Origin of the sequence: Knoellia sp. 3-2P3 (assembly GCF_029223115.1) — a bacterium.
Taxonomy (GTDB): Bacteria; Actinomycetota; Actinomycetes; order Actinomycetales; family Dermatophilaceae; genus Pedococcus_A.
Genome location: NZ_JARGZE010000001.1, coordinates 390296 through 407540, shown reverse-complemented (window position 1 = coordinate 407540; position 17245 = coordinate 390296). Strand labels below are relative to the sequence as shown.

Below are 17245 nucleotides of genomic sequence, written 5' to 3'. Positions count from 1 at the left end.
GGCGGCTGACGGCGTATATGACGGTAACGAAGGAAAATGGGAGGGGGTGCGTGCATCGTGACGACCGCAGACGAGGGCTTCACCGATTTCTCGAGGTCAGCTGGTACGGGGTTGCTGCGGAGAGCGCTGCTCTTGACTGGTGACCAAGAGCTGGCCAAGGACCTCGTGCAAGAGACCCTGGCCAAGCTGTACGTCGCTTGGCCGCGGCTGACCGACGACGGGGCCGCGGTGTACGCCTACGCCCGCACCACGATGACGCGAACCCTCATCTCTTGGCGCCGCCGCCGTCGTTACGCGGCGGAGGTCCTCTTGGAGTCACTGCCAGAACCGGCCAGTGTGACTGACGCTTCGTTTGAAGATCGCGACCTCTTGCTGCGAGCGATGCGCGGTCTAGCTCCTCGGGAGCGTAGCGCCGTGGTGCTGCGGTACTTCGAGGATCTGACAGAAGCACAGACGGCGGAAGTCATGGGCTGCTCCGTCGGCGCGGTGAAGGGGTACACGAGTCGAGGTCTGGCCAAGTTGAGGTCGGGGCTCGCTGAGCATGTCGAGATCACGGGGAGGGTCAAATGAGTGCAGGTCTAGATGCTCATGAACTAAAGGACATGCTGCATGCCGCGACATCGCAGACTTTCGCCGACGAGTCGTTGATCGATGCGGGCATCAAGCAGGGGCGGTCGATCCGTAGACGCCGTCGCGCGATCACCTCGGCCGGCCTGGGTGTAACGGCGGCGGGGTGCTTGTTCGGTGGGTTGCTCTGGAGCGACGTGGTGTCCAGCTCCGACCAGGATGCGTCGCCGGCGGGTCCGTCCAGCTCAGCGCTGGGTCAAGTCACCTGCACCAATCCCAGGCATGAGGCCCACACGCCTGAGGGATTGGTGGGAGCCGACGCGGGCTCAACATCAGTCAGGGATCAGACCTGGGCCTTCGCCGAGGCTCGCGGGCTAACTGACCGGTTCCCTGGTCTGTCGACGTCGTGGGAGACCGGCACCACTACTGCTTGGTCGCGCATCTTTGACGATGAGTATCGAATCAAGGCGGTCCTCCAGTTCGAGTCCGACGCGGCAGGCGGGAACTGGGTCCTGGCGACAGCTGAGTACTGCTGACACGTCGCGTGGCGGTTTTGAGCCTAACGATCAGGGAGAGGCGCCGATCCGGTAGCGGAGCAATGCAGGCAGGTCGGAGAGACTGTCCAGCCCTCACGTGCCATGAATGGCGATGCGGCGGCACACGGAGTGTGCACCAGGACCAGGCTGGGTCTGAGGGCTTGACCGGCTCGGAGTCCTGCCGGATGCTGCCGCGTCGGGTCGGCGGCTCGGAGGTGTGTGTGCTCTCGGCATGATCGCCTCCAGGCCGGGGTGCGGTGGGGTGCGCGTGGCGCGAAGCGCCTAAGCGCGGGGCCCCATCGCGGGGCCCCGGCCCAGCGGCGCGGAGCGCCGCCTTGATTTCTAAGAGGTCAATTCAGCAGCAGGCTCGGCACCGAAGCCGTGGCTCTGTGTCGCAACCGGGGCCGTCGGCCTTTGCATGAGCCTCGGCGCACTCAGCCTGCTCCCAACCCCAGCCGCTCCTGGACGTCCCGCGGGTTTAGGACTGAGCCTGCTGGCGCGTACGCGGCTCCAGGCCGGGGCTTCACCTCGACCCCCATCACATGAATCGTCAATGGGCGGCCCCCGGGCACGCTCGCGGCTTGTGCCCTCCATTTGCCCAGGTGATCCTGCAGATAATCTGGTTCATCACTAACCAAGTCGGCCAAGCAGATCGACTGGGTTACCGGATCGTGGGAGAACCACTTGGTGGCCCCGCTGGCGTAGACGGCCAGCACCGCCGCACTGCGCGGAGGAACTCGTCCTTCAGGCCACGTCCTGCTGTCCACCCGCCAACAGGTCGCGTGAATGTCCGCGTAATGGCTGAGCAGTTGGTCGGCCCCTGTCATAGCGTCCAGGACGAAGTCCGCTGAGACGCCGTTTGCGGGCAGTTCGTCAAGGAGTTTCCGCCACCATTGCATGCCCTCCAAGAAGGCGATGGGGACCAGTTGGAAATCGGGACCTAAGCGATGAGTCACCTCATCGCCCTTCGTCCTGCGGGTGCCCATGAGCGAGCCGGAGCTACCGTGCATGACACCGGAAAGGATGCGATACGCCTCGTAGTCGGGTTCAAGCCCATGCCTTTTGGCCAAGTCCAGGAGAGAGACCCCCGCAGTCCAGCCTGACCTGAACCGACCTCCGTACTTGGCAACTGCAGCATTCCTTCTTTCGCCAGAGCTGCGCGCCAATTTTTTCAGTCGCTCTCGTTCCCGTCGGGCAGCAGTCCCCCTAAGCAGGCGCAAGCCGATCTTGCGCTCCGCGATCTGCATAGCAGTCACGTGTTGATGAGCTTCGTACTGTTCGGCGCGGTCAGGCTGGCCAGCGATCTCTTTGTAATGGACCAAATGCTCGAACATGACCCGCGCCGTTCGGGCTGCCGTGCGACCATCCCCTGCCCGGACGCTGTTGAGAAGAATCAGCAAGTCGTTGGTCGCATGGTTCACGATCATCCCGGCGGCCCCAACCATGTGCATGTGCCAAAGACGCACAGCCTCCCCTACCAGGAATGGATAGAGGTCGAGCGCCTCCAGCGCTTCATCTGGAAGATCGGACAACAGGCCCGTGTGCTCCGTCCAAGGAGCCTGAAACTCGTCCGCTCGGGCCTCCACCCCGTCATGGCGAAAGACGGTGTTGGTGGTGCGAATCTCTCCGAACGTGCCACTCTCGCTAGCCATGGCCGGAAGATAGCTGTCGATTCGACACTTGGGGGCGATATGCCGGATGCATCCGATGATTACTACTACGTGCTTGGTCGCATGATCTGCCGTGCTGCGGAGGCGGAGGTGATCTTGGAGTCACTGGCTGATGAGCTGCTGCCAGAAAGAGGTGGGGGGTGGTTCTCAGCAGCGAACGCCGATGCCGTGGCCAAGGCGATACGCGGTTCCGCCAGTCGCTGGCCAAGCCAAGCGGATGAGATCTGCCGGGTTGTTGACGTCATGCGGGAGAGCGCAGAAGTACGCAATTGGCTCGTGCATGCGTGGGTTCTGTCGCCAGTCGAAGGGGACTGGGTCGAACTGCAGAAGCCAATCAAACGCTCGACCACATGGGGTCAGCGTCGCATCCACCTGGATGAGGTTGACCTGCTGACCGGACGTTTTAGCTGGGTTGTCCAGGCCGTGACCCGGATCGTGAATCAGCATGATTGGGAGATTCAAGGGGTCGTCGACAGGTTCGGCGATGGCCTACCCGAGCCTCCGCCGTTGCCACCCTTCGTGGAACGAAGTGACGTGCATCGATGAGTGCGTCTTGGCCGCGCTGGCGGGCTTAACGATCACCTTCAACTGGTGAGGATCTCCACGCCGTCATGAGCCCGAATGGCCGCGGGGCCAAGAGTGAGCGCATCGCGCACCCGCACGGCGTAAGCAGGCGGCATGAGGCTGTCAAGCTGATCCACGGGCTGCCAGGCGACTGCTACGGCCTCTTCTGCTTCGTTCAGCGGCTCGCTAGTTGCCATACAGCGGAAGACCAGGGCAACTATGCCGTGAGTCATGTTCTTGTAGACGCCGCTAAGTCCCTCGACGTCGACCTCAACGCCGGTCTCCTCGCGCACTTCTCGGCGCAACCCGGCCTCGATGGACTCACCAAGTTCCAGCACGCCGCCGGGAGGTTCCCAGCGACCGTTGTCGCGGCGCTTGACGAGGAGCACATGTGATCCGTCAGCGTCGAGGATTACTCCTGCGACGCTGACTGAGTGGCGCGGGCTGCGGGTCGGCTCCATCTGTCAGAGTGTAGGTACTACGGATGACTGGAGGAGTTGTGACAAGCGCAGAAGGTGCACCGCGAGTGACGCCCGTCGACAAGTCGAGCGACCGGCCTGCCTTCAAGCAGATCGCAGATGACCTTCGGCGTCAGATCGCCTCCGGTGGACTTACGGCTGGTGATCGAGTGCCATCGGAGGCGCAGCTGATGGCTGCCTATGGTGTCGCCCGGATGACTGTGCGTCAGGCGCTGGCTGTCCTGAAGGCGGAAGGGCTGCTGCTGGCGGAGCATGGCCGAGGAGTCTTCGTGCGCAGCAAGCCAGTCGTGCGACGGGTGGCGTCCGATCGATTCGCCCGCCGCCAGCGTGAAAATGGCCAAGCGGCTTTCATCGCCGAAGCCGAGGGGGTAGGTGCCCCAGGTGTCGACCAGTTGGAAGTGGGGTACGAAAAGCCAGCGGCCGAAGTCCGTGAGGTGCTGCGCCTGACCGGTCGGGACAGGGTCTTGGCCCGCCGGCGCCGCTACTTGCTTGACGGTCAGCCGGTGGAGATTGCCGCGTCGTATATCCCAGCGGTACTGGCCAAGGGCACGCCCATCGAGGAGCGGCATACAGGCCCTGGCGGCATCTACGCACGCCTTGAAGAAGGCGGCCACGTGCTGGCGGAGTTCACGGAGGAAGTCGCCGCGCGGATGCCGACTCCTGAAGAGCGTCAACGCCTGTTGCTGCCTGAGGGCACGCCTGTCCTCACGGTGCGCCGGGTCGCGATTGACACCGATGGGGTGCCCGTGGAGATGACCGACACGGTGAAGGCCGCTCCGAGCTACGTGCTGGAGTACCGCTTCCCCGCGAATTGACCGGGAGTTACTTGTTGCATCTTGTCTAGAGGAGTGCTTGACTCATGCTGTTCGATCAACTGCTCTAGACGAATAGGTGAGATGAATGACGAGCTACGCGGTGGACAGCAAGCGGCAGGCGATGAGGGCGACCGGGATCGTCGACGAGGTCAAGGAGTGGGAAGAGCGGGACGGTAAGCGTCGTCCGTCCGAGATCCAGGCCCGGGACGAGGACACCGGCATGCCGCTGTGGTCGGTGGAGGTGATCTACAAGCAGACCTCGTGGGGCCGGGAGTCCAGCACCACCGGCCGGGTCATCGTCGGGATGCCTCAGCGCCCGGTGCTGGAGGAGTACGCCCGGGTCGAGTTCGTCGACCTCCGCGCCGAGGTGCGGGTCAATCAGGCTGGTGGGCTGGTGGAGTCCTGGTCGGCGGATCGGGTCGCGGACGGCAAGCCCGCCACCGCGCCGGCATCCTCGGGCGCTGGGAAGGCGGCGTAAGCGATGCGGATCCAGGAAGCCCTCGCGTGGGGTGACTCGCTCGGTGTCGACCCGGCCGACCTTCCGGGCGCCCTCACCGGAGAGCTGCGCCGGTTGGAGGACCTGCGCGGCGAGCTCGTCGCGGCTCAGCGCCGGCTCGGCGACGTCCCGGACGCTGAGGTGTCCCGGTCGCTGTGGCGGGCCGCCTCCGCCCTCGGAGCGGCTGAGGCTCGTGTCCACGACGCGGCGGTCGCGGTCCGACGGAGTGCCTGAGCCATGAGCGGACAGAGCAGGGGAGCGCTGTTCGACTCCGATGACATCGTGCCGGTGCTCATCGAGGGCGTGCTGCGCTTGGCCTGGTGGGCGGTTCGGACCGCGGTCGCCCTGGTGGTGTTCGCGGTCCGCGTCCCCCTCCTCGCCGTCCCGGCCGCCGTCCTCGTCGCGGTCGGTGTCACCTACGGGCGGGCCGTCGCCCTCTGGACGACCGCGGCCCTGATGGTCGGGCTCATCGCGTTGGGGCTTCTCTGGCCGGTGACGTTCGGCCGCTGGGTGCGACCCCAGCTGGCGGCGGCGTGGAAGACGGTCGTGTACGAGGTGGCTTGGCGGCGCATCGCCCCACGGGTCGGACTGGTGGTACACGACCACGGCTCGCGCCGCCGCCGTGCAGGTGAGGTGGCCGGGTTGGCGTGGGTGAAGGTCACCCCGGCCGGGGTCGAGCGCCTCGGCATCGGCCTGCCCGCCGGGCTGACCCCGGATGATGTCGCCGCCAAGACGGACGCAATTGCCCACGCCTTCCGCGCCCGGGAGGCTCGCATCGCCCCCTCTGGTCCGGGTGGCGTGGTGATCGAGCTGCACCGCAAGGACGTCCTCGCCACCACCATCCGCCCGCTACCGGCCCAGGAGGCCGAACGGGTGAACCTCGCCGGGATACCGATCGGTCGGCACGAGGATGGCGGCCCGTGGTGCTTCAGCCTGTGGCAGACCCACGTCCTGATTGCCGGGGCCACCGGGGCCGGGAAGGGCTCCATCCTCTGGTCCCTGCTGCACGGGCTGTCCCCGGCCATCAACGCCGGGTGGGTGCAGGTGTGGGCCATCGACCCCAAGGGCGGCATGGAACTGCGCCCCGGCGCCCGGCTGTTCTCCCGGTTCGAGGACGGCACGCCCGAGACGATGTGCGACCTCCTCGAGGACCTCGTCGCCGTCATGGACGCCCGCGCCAAGCGCCTCGCTGCCCAGGGCATCCGCAAGCACCAGCCGTCCCCGGACTCACCACACGTCCTCGCAGTGATCGACGAGCTGGCGACCCTGACCGCGTTCGCGGAGCGCTCGGTGGTGCGCCGGATCGAGCAGGCGCTGGGCCTGCTGCTGACCAAGGGGCGCGCGGTCGGCATCACCGTGCTGGCCGCAGTGCAGGATCCCGGCAAGGACGTCGTCGGCTGGCGCGACCTGTTCCCCACGCGGGTCGCGATGCGCCTGGACAACCCGATCCAGGTCGACATGGTCCTCGGCGACGGGGCCCGCGACCTCGGCGCGACCGCCGACCACATCAACGAGACCACGCCCGGTGTCGCCTTCGTCCGCGTCGAGGGGACTCGGGCGATCCGCAGGGTGCGGGCTAGCTACCTCACCGACGACGACATCGCTGCTCTGGCGAGCCAAGTGACAGCGTCGCCGGCCCTGAGCGCGCCACGACGTGCCCCGGTCCCCGCGTCCCTGTTCGATGCTCCGGCCCCGGCGCGTTCCGACGAGCCCAGCGCACCGGACGCGCCTGAGCCGCCCCGGTCAGAGGCCCAGCGCCCGCCGTCGTCGACTGCGCCACAGCGCAAGCCGCGCAAGCCCCGCAAGGCTCGGACCACCTCGACCACCCCCAGCCCGGCAGGTGTCGAGGACCCGGTGGATCGGGGTGTGGCCTGATGCTCGCCCCCGATGGTGCCCCGGTCGACGTCGACCTCGCCTACACCCTTGCCGCGAACGAGGGCGTTTGCGTGCGCCCTTTGCTGCGCAAGGTCACCGACCGGGCCACCGGCGACGTACGCACGGTGCCGATCCGGTGCGGGTCTACCCGGGAGTCGGCGTGCCCGCCGTGTGCGACGAAGGCCCGCCGGGTGCGGATGCAGCAGTGCCGGGAGGGCTGGCACCTGACCGAGGACCCGCCCCTGCCCGAGCGGGGTTTGGACGAGGAGCCGGGTGGGCATGAGGACGGTGAGGACCCGGGGGAGGTCGAGCAATCTCAGTCTGAGCGGCGCGTTAGGTCAACTCGCAGAAGGCAGGACGCGCCGGGCCTTCCCCGGGTCCCGATGGAGGACCGCACCACCGGGCAGGCGTTCACCGCCCCGGACGGCACCTGCTATCGGCCGTCGATGTTCATCACCTGGACCCTGCCCTCGTACGGCAAGGTCATCCCCGGCACCGGCATCCCCGCCGACCCGGCCCGGTACGACTACCGCCGCGCCGCCTTGGACGCGCTGCACTTCCCCAAGCTGGTCGACCGGCTCTGGCAGAACCTGCGCCGCTGCGCCGGGTTCAAGGTCCAGTACTTCTCCGCTGTCGAGGCCCAGCGCCGTCTCGCCCCGCACCTGCACGCCGCCATCAGGGGAGCGATCCCGCGCAAGACGATCCGGCAGGTCACCAAGGCCACCTACTTCCAGCTGTGGTGGCCCGTCTTCGACGAGGTCCGCTACCAGGGTGACCGCTTGCCGGTGTGGGACCGGGAGGCCGGCGGGTACTGCGACCCTCACACCGGCCGCGCGCTGCGCACGTTCCGGGACGCCCTCGACGAGCTCGACGACGACCCCGACGCCAAGCCCGCCCACGTCGTCCGGTTCGGGCAGCAGACCGACGTCAAGGGACTGCTCGCCGGGTCCAAGGACTCCGAGCGGGCGGTGGGGTACCTGTGCAAGTACCTGACCAAGTCCGTCGCCGACACCTACGCCGACCCAGCCAAGTCCGGCCTCACCGAGGACCAGCACACCGCCTACGAGGCCCACATCGACCGCCTGCATGAGCAGGTGCTGTGGCTGCCATGCTCCCCGGAGTGCGCGAACTGGCTGCGCTACGGCATCCAGCCTGACGCCGCCGGCCCCGGCCTGACGCCCGGCAGGTGCCCGTCCCCGCACCACGACCGGGAGAACCTGGGCATCGGCGGCCGCCGCGTCCTGGTCTCCCGGCAGTGGTCCGGCAAGACGCTCACCGAGCACCACGCCGACCGGGCCGCAGTCGTCCGGCAAGCCCTCGAAGCCGCCGGTATCGAAGCCCCGGAGGCCGACCGGTGCGCCTCTGACGTGCTCGATGACGACGGGCTGCCCCGCTTCGTGTGGGAGGACGTGCCCGTCGACCAGCGCGACTACCCGGCCGTGATCCTCGCCTCCGTCCGAGAACACCGGGCGTGGAAGGCGCAGTACGAGCGGGCCAAGAGCATCCGCGATGGCACCGGACCGCCTGTGGATGACCGTTCGGCAACGAAGCAACCAGCCGTCATGGGGGCGGCCCGATGAAGGGGAGAAGCGTGGAGAAGCTGCTGACAGTCAAAGAGGCCGGCCTCGTCCTGGGGACGTCGGACCGTTTCCCGCGCCGCCTCATCTCGGAGCGACGGATCCGGTTCGTGCGCGTAGGCAGGCACGTGCGTATCCCCGAGTCCGCCCTCGCCGACTTCATCGCGGCAGGTGTCGTCGAGCCTGCCGCTGCGCCGACCGGGTGGGGGAGCGTCGCGTAATGGCTCGGCGTCGATCGCGAGGAAGCGTGCGGCGTCTGCCGTCCGGGCGGTGGCAGATCCGGTACACGGGCCCTGACGGGCTGCGTCGGTCTGCGCGCAACACCTATCCGACCAAGGCTGACGCGAACCGCGCTCTCTCGCTGATCGATGCGGAGATCATCCGTGGCACATGGGTCGACCCGAGCCGTGACCGGCACGCGCTGGCGGACTACGCCGCTCGCTGGGTGCAGGAGCGTCCTGGCCTCTCGCCTCGGACGGTCGAGCTGTACGAAGGGCTGCTGCGCCTTCACATCGTGCCGCGGCTCGGTCGCCATGACCTTCGCTCGATCACTCCTGGTGTTGTGCGCGCGTGGCGTCAGGGGTTGCTCGACGGTGGCGTTGGCCCCACGACTGTCGCCAAGGCGTACCGGTTGATGCGGGCTGTTCTGTCCACGGCTGTCGACGACGAGCTGATCCAGCGAAACCCGTGCCGCATCAAGGGCGCCAGTGTCGAGCGGACTCCGGAGCGGCCGGTCCTGACGCTGCACGAGTCGTTGGCTCTCGCCGATGCCATCGACCCGCGCTACCGCGCCTTGGTGCTGCTGGCGGTGTTCGGCTCGTTGCGCTGGGGCGAGCTGATGGGGCTGACGCGGCTCGACCTGGACTTAGTGGGTGCCACGGTGCATGTGCGGCGGTCAGTGGCAGAGGTGGCGTCGAAGCTGGTGATCAAGGAGCCGAAATCCCAGGCGGGCATCCGCTCGGTCGCTCTCCCGCAGTGGCTGATCCCGGAGCTGCTGACGCACCTCGAGCAGTACGCCGAAGCCGGCCCAGCTGGCCGGGTATTCGTGGGAGCGAAGGGATGCACGCCGAGGCGAGGACACTGGACGAAGATCTGGCGAGCTGCGAAGGCCAAGGCCGGCGTCGACGAAGCGGTGCACTTCCACGACCTGCGGCACACGGGCAACCACCTGGCGGCGGCGTCGGGTGCAAGCACCCGTGAGCTGATGGGTCGGATGGGTCACAGCAGCATGCGGGCAGCCCTGATCTACCAGCACCGGACAGCGGACCGGGACCGCCTCATCGCCGACGCCCTGGACAGCCTCATCGACGCTTCCCAGAAGGCTCGATCGCTCGGCGCGAACGGGCACGAGGGCGAAGGAACGCGCTCCTGATTGGGCACGTAGTGGGCACGCGGCGGGATCGACGGCCTAAGCGCACGAAAGCCGCAGGCGGGGAGTGAGTCCCTGACCTGCGGCTTTGGTGTTGGAGCCGGTGACGGGAATCGAACCCGCGTGTCCAGCTTGGGAAGCTGGCGCTCTACCATTGAGCTACACCGGCAGGCACCGCCCCGAGAGGCGGTGCGCGTGCAGTGTAACGGAACCGCGGCCGGCGCCGGCGACCCCCTCGGACGGGCCCGGCGGCATACCAAGCTCGTTCCCTCCCGCGCCGCGGTTCGCGACCTTAGAGTCGTGACGTGAGCAGCGTGACTGTCGTCCCCTGGTCCCGGCGGATGGGGCCGCGCGATCCCCACGAGTCGCACCGGGTCGCCACCCCCTTGGAGCTGTTCTTCGACCTGGTGTTCGTCGTCGCGATCGCCAGCGCCGCGGCAGAGCTGCACCACGGCCTGAGTGCCGGCCACCTCGAGACGGCGGTGGGCTACACCATGGTGTTCTTCGCCATCTGGTGGGCGTGGATGAACTACACGTGGTTCGCCTCGGCCTACGACTCCGACGATGTCGTCTTCCGACTGCTGACGTTCACGATCATGACCGGGTCGCTGATGCTCGCGGCGGGCGTGCCCGACCTCTTCGACGACGGCCAGTCCGGCCTCGTCGTCGCCGGGTATGCCGTGATGCGGCTGGGCATGGTGGCGCTGTGGCTGCGCGCCGCCCGGGCCCACCCCGAGGGCCGGCGCACGGCCCTCACCTACGCGGTGGGCATCACCGTGGTGCAGGCGCTGTGGATCGCCCGGCTCCTGGTGGACGGCGAAGGAGTGCTGATGAGCACGTTCTTCCTGCTCGTCCTCGCCGAGCTCGCGGTGCCGATCCTCGCCGAACGGGTGGGCGGCCCGACGCCCTTCCACCCCCACCACATCGCCGAGCGGTTCGCCCTGTTCACCATCATCGTGCTCGGCGAGGTGATCCTGGCCAGCGTCCAGGCACTGCAGGGCGCGCTCGCCGCCCCGCCCGACGCGGCCTCCGCCGGCCACGCGGTCGAGCCCGGCGCCGCCGCGGAGCCCGGCGCGACTGGTGGCATGAGCGGATCGCTCGCCATGCTGATCGCGGGCGGCCTGCTCCTGCTGTTCTCGCTGTGGTGGCTCTACTTCAAGCGCGAGCACGTCGACCTCATCGGCCAGGGGCGGGCCCTCACCTGGGCCTTCAGCTACGCCCACATCGTCGTCTTCGCCTCGGTCGCGGCGGTCGGCGCCGCGCTCGCCGCCGCCGTCGACGTCGTCCAGGGCGTCGCCGAGGCCAGCCCACGGATGGTCGCCCTGGCCCTCGCCACCGCGCTCTCGCTCTACGCCCTGACCCTCTCGAGCCTGCACGCGATCGCCGACCGCAAGCCGGCCGTGGTCGGCGCTGCCGCGACCCTCGCGGCCGTCGCCGTCGTGGTGGCCCTGCTCGACCTCGACATGGGGCTGCGGGTGCTCCTCATGGGCCTGGCCGCCGCGGGCTCGGTGGCCCAGCACGTGTGGGCCACACATCGGCCCGCCGCCCCGACCGGAGCACAGGCCGCGCGATAGCCTCTCCCCGTGCTGCTGAGCGACCGCGACATCAAGGCCGAGATCGACTCCGACCGGGTGCGGCTCGAGCCCTACGACCCGGGGATGATCCAGCCGTCGTCGATCGACGTGCGGCTCGACAAGTTCTTCCGCCTGTTCGACAACCACAAGTACCCGGTCATCGACCCCTCGCAGGACCAGCCCGACCTCACCCGGCTCGTCGAGGTCGAGCCCAACGACGGCTTCGTGCTCCACCCCGGCGAGTTCGTCCTCGGCTCCACGCTCGAGACGGTCACCCTGCCCGACGACCTCGCCGCCCGCGTCGAGGGCAAGTCGTCGCTCGGCCGGCTCGGCCTGATGACCCATGCGACCGCCGGCTTCGTCGACCCCGGCTTCTCGGGCCACGTCACCCTCGAGCTGAGCAACGTCGCGACCCTGCCGATCATCCTCTGGCCCGGCATGAAGATCGGCCAGCTCTGCTTCTTCCGCCTGTCCTCGCCGGCCGAGAACCCTTACGGCAGCGCGAAGTACGGCTCGCACTACCAGGGCCAGCGCGGCCCCACGGCCAGCCGCTCGTTCCAGAGCTTTCACCGCACCGAGCTCTAGGCGAGCGAGGCGAGCGCGGCGAGCGAGGACGTCATGACCGGCGGCGCCGACCCGAGCGACCTCATCGAGGTGCGCGTGGCCGCGCCCGACGCCGCGACGGCGCAGGCCCTGGCCCGCTCGCTCGTCGAGGCCCGGCTGGCGGCGTGCGCCCAGGTGCTCGGCCCCATGACCTCCACCTACTGGTGGGAGGGCGAGGTCGAGACCGCGCAGGAGCACCTGCTGGTGCTCAAGACGACGGCGGAGCTGTTCGACCCCATCTGCGAACGCGTCCGCGCCGAACACCCCTACGACAACCCTGAGGTGCTGGCCGTCCCCGTAGCCGGGGCGGCACCGCCGTATGCCGCGTGGCTGCGGGAGTCGGTGACGCCCAGGAAGCCGTGACGAGGCAGGGGAGGACATGAGCGCACCCGAGCTGAGGTGGACCCACGAGGCCAAGGAGCCTCGCGGGGTCGTGCTGCTCCTCCACGGCGGCAAGAGCTCGAGCCACATGCCCACCAGCTGGTGGAACCTGCCGGTGCTGCGCATGAAGCCGTTCGCGTGGACCATCGCCGCCGAGAGCCGTGGCGAGCTGTCCGTGGCGGTCCTCCGGTATGCCGTGCGCGGCTGGAACGGATCGGCTGCCAGTCCCGTGGTGGACGCCCAGGAGGCCCTCGACACGATCGCCGCGCGTCATCCCGGGGTCCCCCTCGGCCTGCTCGGCCACTCGATGGGCGGACGTGTCGCGTTCCGCCTCGCCGGCGACCGGCGGGTGGCGGCCCTCGTCGCGCTCGCGCCGTGGGTGGAGCGCAGCGACCTCGCCAGGGGCCACCCGGGGCTGCGGGCCCTGGTCATGCACGGCACCCGCGACCGGATCACCTCCCCCCGCAACGCCAAGGCGATGGCTGACGCGATGGCCGCACTCGGCGTCGACGTGACCTGGCGGGCCGTCGAGGGGGAGACCCACAGCATGCTGCGGCAGGCGGGCGCCTGGCACCGCGAGTCGGCGCAGTTCCTGACCGAGAGCCTGCACGCCGGGCTGCAGCGGCCCTAGGACCGACCGCCCACCTCGCCACCAGAACCATCGCCGACGCCCGCCGGCCCCTCCGCCTGGGCGGTCTCGCGCCCGTGAGTCCCACGCAGGCCGACCCAGCTCACCAAGCCGCCGGCCGTGAGCAGCACGGCGCACACCAGCTGGGCCGTCCGGTAGCCCGCGGTCAGCGCGTCGGGCTGCGTGTAGTCCGAGCCGGACAGGCCGACGAGCGGCGGCAGCGCCGCGACCGCGAGGAGCGAGCCGGCGCGGGCGACGGCGTTGTTCACACCACTGGCCACGCCGGCATACCGGTTGGGTGCCGCGGCGAGCACCGTCGCGGTGAGGGGAGCCACCAGGATGGCCAGGCCGAGCGCGAACACCGTCATCCCTGGCATGACGCCGCTCCAGAACTCGGTGCCCACGCCGACCGGCACGAGCAGCAGCACCCCGGCCGCGCAGACGATCGGCCCGACGGTCATGGGCAGCCGCGGGCCGATGCGGCTGGAGAGGTCGGCGAGCCGTGACGACAGGAGCAGCAGCGCCACCGTGATCGGCACGCTGGCAAGGCCCGAGAGCAGCGGCGAGAAGCCGGAGACGACCTGCAGCTGGATCACGAGGAAGAACAGCACCGCCGCCAGCGCGCCGTAGACGAGGAACGTCATGCCGTTGGCGGCGGAGAACACCCTCGACCGGAAGAGGCCGAGCGGCACGAGCGGCGAGGCGGTGCGGGCCTGGCGCACCACGAACGCCGCCAGCAGCCCCACCGCCGCCCCACCGGTGAGCCAGGTCGCGGCGCCGGCCTGCTCGCCGCTGGCGGTCAGCGCGTAGGTGAGGGCGCTGAGGCCGGCCGCTCCGAGGGCGGCGCCCCAGACGTCGAACGGCCCGATCGCCTGCTCGTCGCGGCTCTCGGGGACGTAGCGTCGGCACAGCCACAGCACCAGGGCGCAGAGCGGCAGGTTGACGGCGAAGATGCCACGCCAGCCGCCGTGGTCGAGCAGCCAGCCGCCCACGAACGGCCCGGCCGCGGCGGCGATGCCCGACAGGCCCGCCCACGTGCCGATGGCGCTGGCACGGTCCTCCTCGCGGAAGCTGCCCTGGATCAGGGCGAGGCCACCGGGCGTCAGCAGGGCGGCCCCGACGCCCTGGAGCACACGGGCCCAGATGAGCTGCGAGGGTGACTGCGCGGCGGCGCACAGCAGCGACGCCAGGGCGAACCACGCCACCCCCACGAGGTAGACCCTGCGACGCCCGGCCCGGTCGCCCAGCGCCCCACCGACGAGGATCAGCCCGGTCAGGCTCAGCATGTAGCCGTTGACGACCCACTGCAGCTGGGCCAGCGACGCGTCGAGCTCCCGGCCGATGGTCGGCAGGGCGATCGAGACCACCGTGCCGTCGAGGATCGCCACCCCCGAGCCGATGGTCACCGCGGCGAGCGCGCCCCGGCCCTGGCCGGTGCCACGGCTGAGGAGCTGCTCCGGGGCCAGGCTCACCCCGCCATTGTCGACCCGCTGCCCATGGTCCGCGAGAGCCATGCGGGCGTCAGCAGACTCGGTTAGGTTCAGGCCCATGATCGTCTTCGACGGCGTCACCAAGAGGTACCCCGACGGGACCGTGGCCGTCGACAACCTCAGCCTGGTGGCTCCGACCGGCAAGATCACGGTGCTCGTGGGTCCCTCCGGCTGCGGCAAGACGACGTCGCTGCGCATGGTCAACCGGATGATCACCCCCACCTCCGGCACCATCACCCTCGAGGGCCGCGACACCTCCCGGATGAAGGAGTCCGAGCTGCGCCGCGGCATGGGCTACGTCATCCAGCACGCCGGACTCTTCCCGCACCGCACCGTGATCGAGAACATCGGCACGGTCCCGCGGCTGCTCGGCTGGGACAGGAAGAAGACCCAAGCCCGGGCCAGGGAGCTCATGGAGCGGGTCGGCCTGCCCGAGGCCTTCGCCGGCCGCTACCCCTCCCAGCTCTCCGGCGGACAGCAGCAACGGGTCGGCGTGGCCCGGGCGCTGGCCGCAGACCCGCCGGTGCTGCTCATGGACGAGCCGTTCAGCGCCGTCGACCCGGTGGTGCGCGAGCAGCTGCAGGACGAGTTCCTGCGACTGCAGGGCGAGATCGGCAAGACGATCCTCTTCGTCACCCACGACATCGACGAGGCCATCAAGCTCGGCGACCAGATCGCGGTGCTGCGCGTGGGTGGGGTGCTCGCGCAGCTGGCCGACCCGGCATACCTGCTGAACCACCCGGTCGACGACTTCGTCGCGGACTTCGTCGGCCGCGACCGCGGCTACCGGGCCCTGTCGTTCCAGCCCACGCCGCGGCTGCCACTGCGTCCGGAGCGCACCCTGGTGCTCGGCGAGCGGGCCGACGGGGTCGAGCAGCAGTGGGCGCTCGTGGTGGACGACGAGAACCGCCCGCTGGGGTGGATCGAGCCGCGACGGGTGGACGGCGAGATCCGGTCCGAGATGCTGCACCGTGGCGGCACGGTCGCCCAGGCCGGCGGCCCGTTGCGCGGGGCCCTCGACGCGGCGCTCTCTTCTCCGAGCCGGCGCGGGGTCATCGTCGACGACTCCGGCTCGCTGGTCGGCACGGTGCGCGCGCACGAGGTGCTCACCGCGATCGAGGAGTCCGAGCGTCCCGAGGTCGAGGACCACCTGAACCCCGGCGCCCCGGCGCGATGACGGGCCCGTCATGACCTGGTTCCTCGACCACGTAGACGACGTGCTGACCCTCGCCCGGGAGCACGTCTACCTCGCCGGGGTGCCGCTCCTGCTGGGCCTGCTCATCGCGCTGCCGCTCGGCTGGCTGGCCCGGCGCTTCCGCGCGCTCTACACGCCGTTCACCGCCGGGTTCGGCCTGCTCTACACGATCCCGAGCCTGGCGCTCTTCATCCTGCTGCCGGGGGTCCTGGGCACCAAGATCCTCGACCGCAACAACGTCCTCGTGGCGATGACGATCTACACCGTCGCCCTGCTGGTCCGCACGGTCGCCGACGCCCTCGCGGCCGTGCCCGACGACGTCACGCAAGCCGCGACCGCGATGGGGTACACGCGGTTCCGCCGCTTCTTCGCGGTCGAGCTGCCGCTGGCCGTGCCGGTCATCGCCGCTGGGATGCGGGTCGCCGCGGTCAGCAACGTCAGCATCGTCAGCGTCGCCGCCGTCATCGGCATCCCCCAGCTGGGCTTCCTGTTCACCGACGGTTGGGCGCGCACCTTCTACGACCCCATCGTCGTCGGCCTCGCCGCCTGCGTCGTGCTGGCCCTGGCGTTCGACCTCGTGATCCTCGCTGTCGCACGGGTGCTCACGCCGTGGCATCGGGCGGGAGGTGTCGCATGATCAACGACACCCTGGCCTGGCTGCTCGACCCCGCCCACTGGACCGGCCCCGACGGTGTCCCCGTCCGCACCTGGGAGCACGTCTGGTACTCAGGCCTTTCCCTGCTCCTTGCCTCGCTCATCGCCGTCCCGGCCGGCCTCGTCATCGGCCACACCGGGCGGGGTCGCGTCTTCGTGGTCAACCTCGCCGGCGCCGCCCGGGCCATCCCGAGCCTGGGGCTCCTCTTCATCATGGTGCTGCTGCTCGGCCCCCGCCTCACCGGTGACGCGGCGTCCCTCTGGCCGAGCCTCATCGTGCTCGTCGTGCTCGCCATCCCACCGATCCTCTCCGGTGCCTACGCGGGGGTGGAGGGGGTCGACCCGGCCGCCCGCGACGCCGCGCGCGGCATGGGCATGACCGGCTGGGAGGTGCTCAGCCGCGTCGAGGTGCCCTGCGCGCTGCCGCTCATCTTCTCCGGCCTGCGGTCGGCCGCCCTGCAGGTGGTCGCCACAGCCACCATCGCCGCCATCGTCGGCATCGGCGGGCTCGGTCGCTTCCTCATCGACGGGCAGGCCACCCGCGACTTCCCGCAGATGGCGTCGGGCGCCCTGCTCGTGGCGGTGCTCGCCCTGCTCGTCGACCTCACCTTCGCCGCGGTGCAGCGGTATGCCGTGTCTCCCGGCCTCACGGGCCGTGGCCTCGGCCGCAACGCCCGCGACCGCACCCCCTCTCGCGAGATGGAGGTCGCGGTTCAGCGCGCGGCAGGTGAGACTGAACTCCAGCACAACAGTTGACCGGTCAAGGAACCGC

Annotated in this window: 19 protein-coding genes and 1 tRNA gene; 17 read left to right on the top strand and 3 right to left on the bottom strand. The window is 69.6% G+C overall.

Annotated elements, in window-relative coordinates; translation table 11 throughout:
• Positions 1-57 precede the first annotated feature (57 nt).
• The 3 genes from P0Y31_RS01970 to P0Y31_RS01960 all read left to right on the top strand — a co-directional run bounded on the left by P0Y31_RS01970 (position 58) and on the right by P0Y31_RS01960 (position 3319).
• A complete protein-coding gene (locus P0Y31_RS01970) occupies positions 58-570 on the top strand; it encodes a SigE family RNA polymerase sigma factor (RefSeq protein WP_275866389.1) in 513 nt (170 codons plus the stop codon).
• A 32-nt stretch (positions 571-602) separates the two neighbouring features.
• On the top strand, positions 603-1103 hold the full coding sequence (locus P0Y31_RS01965) for a hypothetical protein (RefSeq protein ID WP_275866388.1): 501 nt from the start codon (positions 603-605) through the stop codon (positions 1101-1103).
• Positions 1104-2365: 1262 nt separating this feature from the next.
• Positions 2366-3319: a hypothetical protein gene (locus P0Y31_RS01960; RefSeq protein WP_275866387.1), complete on the top strand. Its 954-nt coding sequence runs from the start codon at positions 2366-2368 to the stop codon at positions 3317-3319.
• 38 nt (positions 3320-3357) lie between these two features.
• Here P0Y31_RS01960 and P0Y31_RS01955 read toward each other — a convergent pair whose 3' ends face one another.
• Entirely contained in the window at positions 3358-3798 is a 441-nt protein-coding gene (locus P0Y31_RS01955; RefSeq protein ID WP_275866386.1) for an NUDIX domain-containing protein, read from the bottom strand.
• A gap of 65 nt (positions 3799-3863) precedes the next feature.
• Here P0Y31_RS01955 and P0Y31_RS01950 point away from each other — a divergent pair, with 65 nt between their 5' ends.
• The 7 genes from P0Y31_RS01950 (at position 3864) to P0Y31_RS01920 (ending at position 9951) form a co-directional block, all read left to right on the top strand.
• Positions 3864-4631: a GntR family transcriptional regulator gene (locus P0Y31_RS01950; RefSeq protein WP_275866385.1), complete on the top strand. Its 768-nt coding sequence runs from the start codon at positions 3864-3866 to the stop codon at positions 4629-4631.
• A gap of 85 nt (positions 4632-4716) precedes the next feature.
• Complete coding sequence (locus P0Y31_RS01945; RefSeq protein WP_275866384.1) at positions 4717-5109, top strand: hypothetical protein; 393 nt, start codon at positions 4717-4719, stop codon at positions 5107-5109.
• A 3-nt stretch (positions 5110-5112) separates the two neighbouring features.
• Positions 5113-5361 (top strand): hypothetical protein, encoded by a 249-nt coding sequence (locus tag P0Y31_RS01940; protein WP_275866383.1) that lies wholly within the window; start codon positions 5113-5115, stop codon positions 5359-5361.
• 3 nt (positions 5362-5364) lie between these two features.
• A complete protein-coding gene (locus tag P0Y31_RS01935; RefSeq protein ID WP_275866382.1) occupies positions 5365-7002 on the top strand; it encodes an FtsK/SpoIIIE domain-containing protein in 1638 nt (545 codons plus the stop codon).
• Complete coding sequence (locus tag P0Y31_RS01930) at positions 7002-8582, top strand: replication initiator (RefSeq protein WP_275866381.1); 1581 nt, start codon at positions 7002-7004, stop codon at positions 8580-8582. Before P0Y31_RS01935 ends, P0Y31_RS01930 begins: the two co-directional genes overlap by 1 nt.
• A gap of 11 nt (positions 8583-8593) precedes the next feature.
• Positions 8594-8800: a helix-turn-helix domain-containing protein gene (locus P0Y31_RS01925; RefSeq protein WP_275866380.1), complete on the top strand. Its 207-nt coding sequence runs from the start codon at positions 8594-8596 to the stop codon at positions 8798-8800.
• A 26-nt stretch (positions 8801-8826) separates the two neighbouring features.
• Positions 8827-9951: a site-specific integrase gene (locus tag P0Y31_RS01920; RefSeq protein ID WP_275866379.1), complete on the top strand. Its 1125-nt coding sequence runs from the start codon at positions 8827-8829 to the stop codon at positions 9949-9951.
• 92 nt (positions 9952-10043) lie between these two features.
• Here P0Y31_RS01920 and P0Y31_RS01915 read toward each other — a convergent pair.
• A tRNA-Gly gene (locus tag P0Y31_RS01915) sits at positions 10044-10117 on the bottom strand.
• A gap of 136 nt (positions 10118-10253) precedes the next feature.
• Here P0Y31_RS01915 and P0Y31_RS01910 point away from each other — a divergent pair.
• Genes P0Y31_RS01910 through P0Y31_RS01895 form a run of 4 tightly spaced genes read left to right on the top strand, consistent with a single transcriptional unit; the run spans position 10254 to position 13137 of the window.
• The gene (locus P0Y31_RS01910; RefSeq protein WP_275866378.1) at positions 10254-11522 is read left to right on the top strand and encodes a low temperature requirement protein A; all 1269 of its coding nucleotides are present in this window, start codon (positions 10254-10256) and stop codon (positions 11520-11522) included.
• A 9-nt stretch (positions 11523-11531) separates the two neighbouring features.
• Complete coding sequence (dcd, locus tag P0Y31_RS01905) at positions 11532-12107, top strand: dCTP deaminase (protein WP_275866377.1); 576 nt, start codon at positions 11532-11534, stop codon at positions 12105-12107.
• A gap of 33 nt (positions 12108-12140) precedes the next feature.
• Entirely contained in the window at positions 12141-12488 is a 348-nt protein-coding gene (cutA, locus tag P0Y31_RS01900; RefSeq protein WP_275866376.1) for a divalent-cation tolerance protein CutA, read from the top strand.
• Positions 12489-12504: 16 nt separating this feature from the next.
• Positions 12505-13137: an alpha/beta fold hydrolase gene (locus P0Y31_RS01895; RefSeq protein ID WP_275866375.1), complete on the top strand. Its 633-nt coding sequence runs from the start codon at positions 12505-12507 to the stop codon at positions 13135-13137.
• On the opposite strand, the gene P0Y31_RS01890 is transcribed toward P0Y31_RS01895, so the two are convergent.
• Positions 13134-14606, bottom strand: a complete 1473-nt coding sequence (locus P0Y31_RS01890; RefSeq protein ID WP_275866374.1) for an MFS transporter — start codon at positions 14604-14606, stop codon at positions 13134-13136. The genes P0Y31_RS01895 and P0Y31_RS01890 overlap by 4 nt on opposite strands.
• Positions 14607-14682: 76 nt before the next feature.
• Between P0Y31_RS01890 and P0Y31_RS01885 the strand changes: the two genes are divergently transcribed.
• The 3 genes from P0Y31_RS01885 to P0Y31_RS01875 are packed head-to-tail and all read left to right on the top strand — an operon-like array spanning position 14683 to position 17229.
• Positions 14683-15801: an ABC transporter ATP-binding protein gene (locus P0Y31_RS01885; RefSeq protein WP_275866373.1), complete on the top strand. Its 1119-nt coding sequence runs from the start codon at positions 14683-14685 to the stop codon at positions 15799-15801.
• A gap of 10 nt (positions 15802-15811) precedes the next feature.
• Positions 15812-16456, top strand: coding sequence for an ABC transporter permease subunit (locus P0Y31_RS01880; RefSeq protein WP_275866372.1), 645 nt, complete (start codon positions 15812-15814; stop codon positions 16454-16456).
• Positions 16453-17229 (top strand): ABC transporter permease, encoded by a 777-nt coding sequence (locus P0Y31_RS01875; protein ID WP_275866371.1) that lies wholly within the window; start codon positions 16453-16455, stop codon positions 17227-17229. The genes P0Y31_RS01880 and P0Y31_RS01875 overlap by 4 nt, the downstream gene beginning before the upstream one ends.
• Positions 17230-17245: the final 16 nt, after the last annotated feature.

Excerpts from the sequence above, each read along its gene's own strand:
- P0Y31_RS01940 (WP_275866383.1), top strand. The coding sequence starts at position 5,113 with ATGCGGATCCAGGAAGCCCTCGCGTGGGGTGACTCGCTCGGTGTCGAC.
- P0Y31_RS01965 (WP_275866388.1), top strand. The coding sequence starts at position 603 with ATGCTGCATGCCGCGACATCGCAGACTTTCGCCGACGAGTCGTTGATC.
- P0Y31_RS01955 (WP_275866386.1), bottom strand. The coding sequence starts at position 3,798 with ATGGAGCCGACCCGCAGCCCGCGCCACTCAGTCAGCGTCGCAGGAGTA.
- P0Y31_RS01945 (WP_275866384.1), top strand. The coding sequence starts at position 4,717 with ATGACGAGCTACGCGGTGGACAGCAAGCGGCAGGCGATGAGGGCGACC.
- cutA (WP_275866376.1), top strand. The coding sequence starts at position 12,141 with ATGACCGGCGGCGCCGACCCGAGCGACCTCATCGAGGTGCGCGTGGCC.
- P0Y31_RS01880 (WP_275866372.1), top strand. The coding sequence starts at position 15,812 with ATGACCTGGTTCCTCGACCACGTAGACGACGTGCTGACCCTCGCCCGG.
- P0Y31_RS01895 (WP_275866375.1), top strand. The coding sequence starts at position 12,505 with ATGAGCGCACCCGAGCTGAGGTGGACCCACGAGGCCAAGGAGCCTCGC.
- P0Y31_RS01960 (WP_275866387.1), top strand. The coding sequence starts at position 2,366 with ATGAGCTTCGTACTGTTCGGCGCGGTCAGGCTGGCCAGCGATCTCTTT.
- P0Y31_RS01930 (WP_275866381.1), top strand. The coding sequence starts at position 7,002 with ATGCTCGCCCCCGATGGTGCCCCGGTCGACGTCGACCTCGCCTACACC.
- P0Y31_RS01935 (WP_275866382.1), top strand. The coding sequence starts at position 5,365 with ATGAGCGGACAGAGCAGGGGAGCGCTGTTCGACTCCGATGACATCGTG.
- P0Y31_RS01885 (WP_275866373.1), top strand. The coding sequence starts at position 14,683 with ATGATCGTCTTCGACGGCGTCACCAAGAGGTACCCCGACGGGACCGTG.
- P0Y31_RS01875 (WP_275866371.1), top strand. The coding sequence starts at position 16,453 with ATGATCAACGACACCCTGGCCTGGCTGCTCGACCCCGCCCACTGGACC.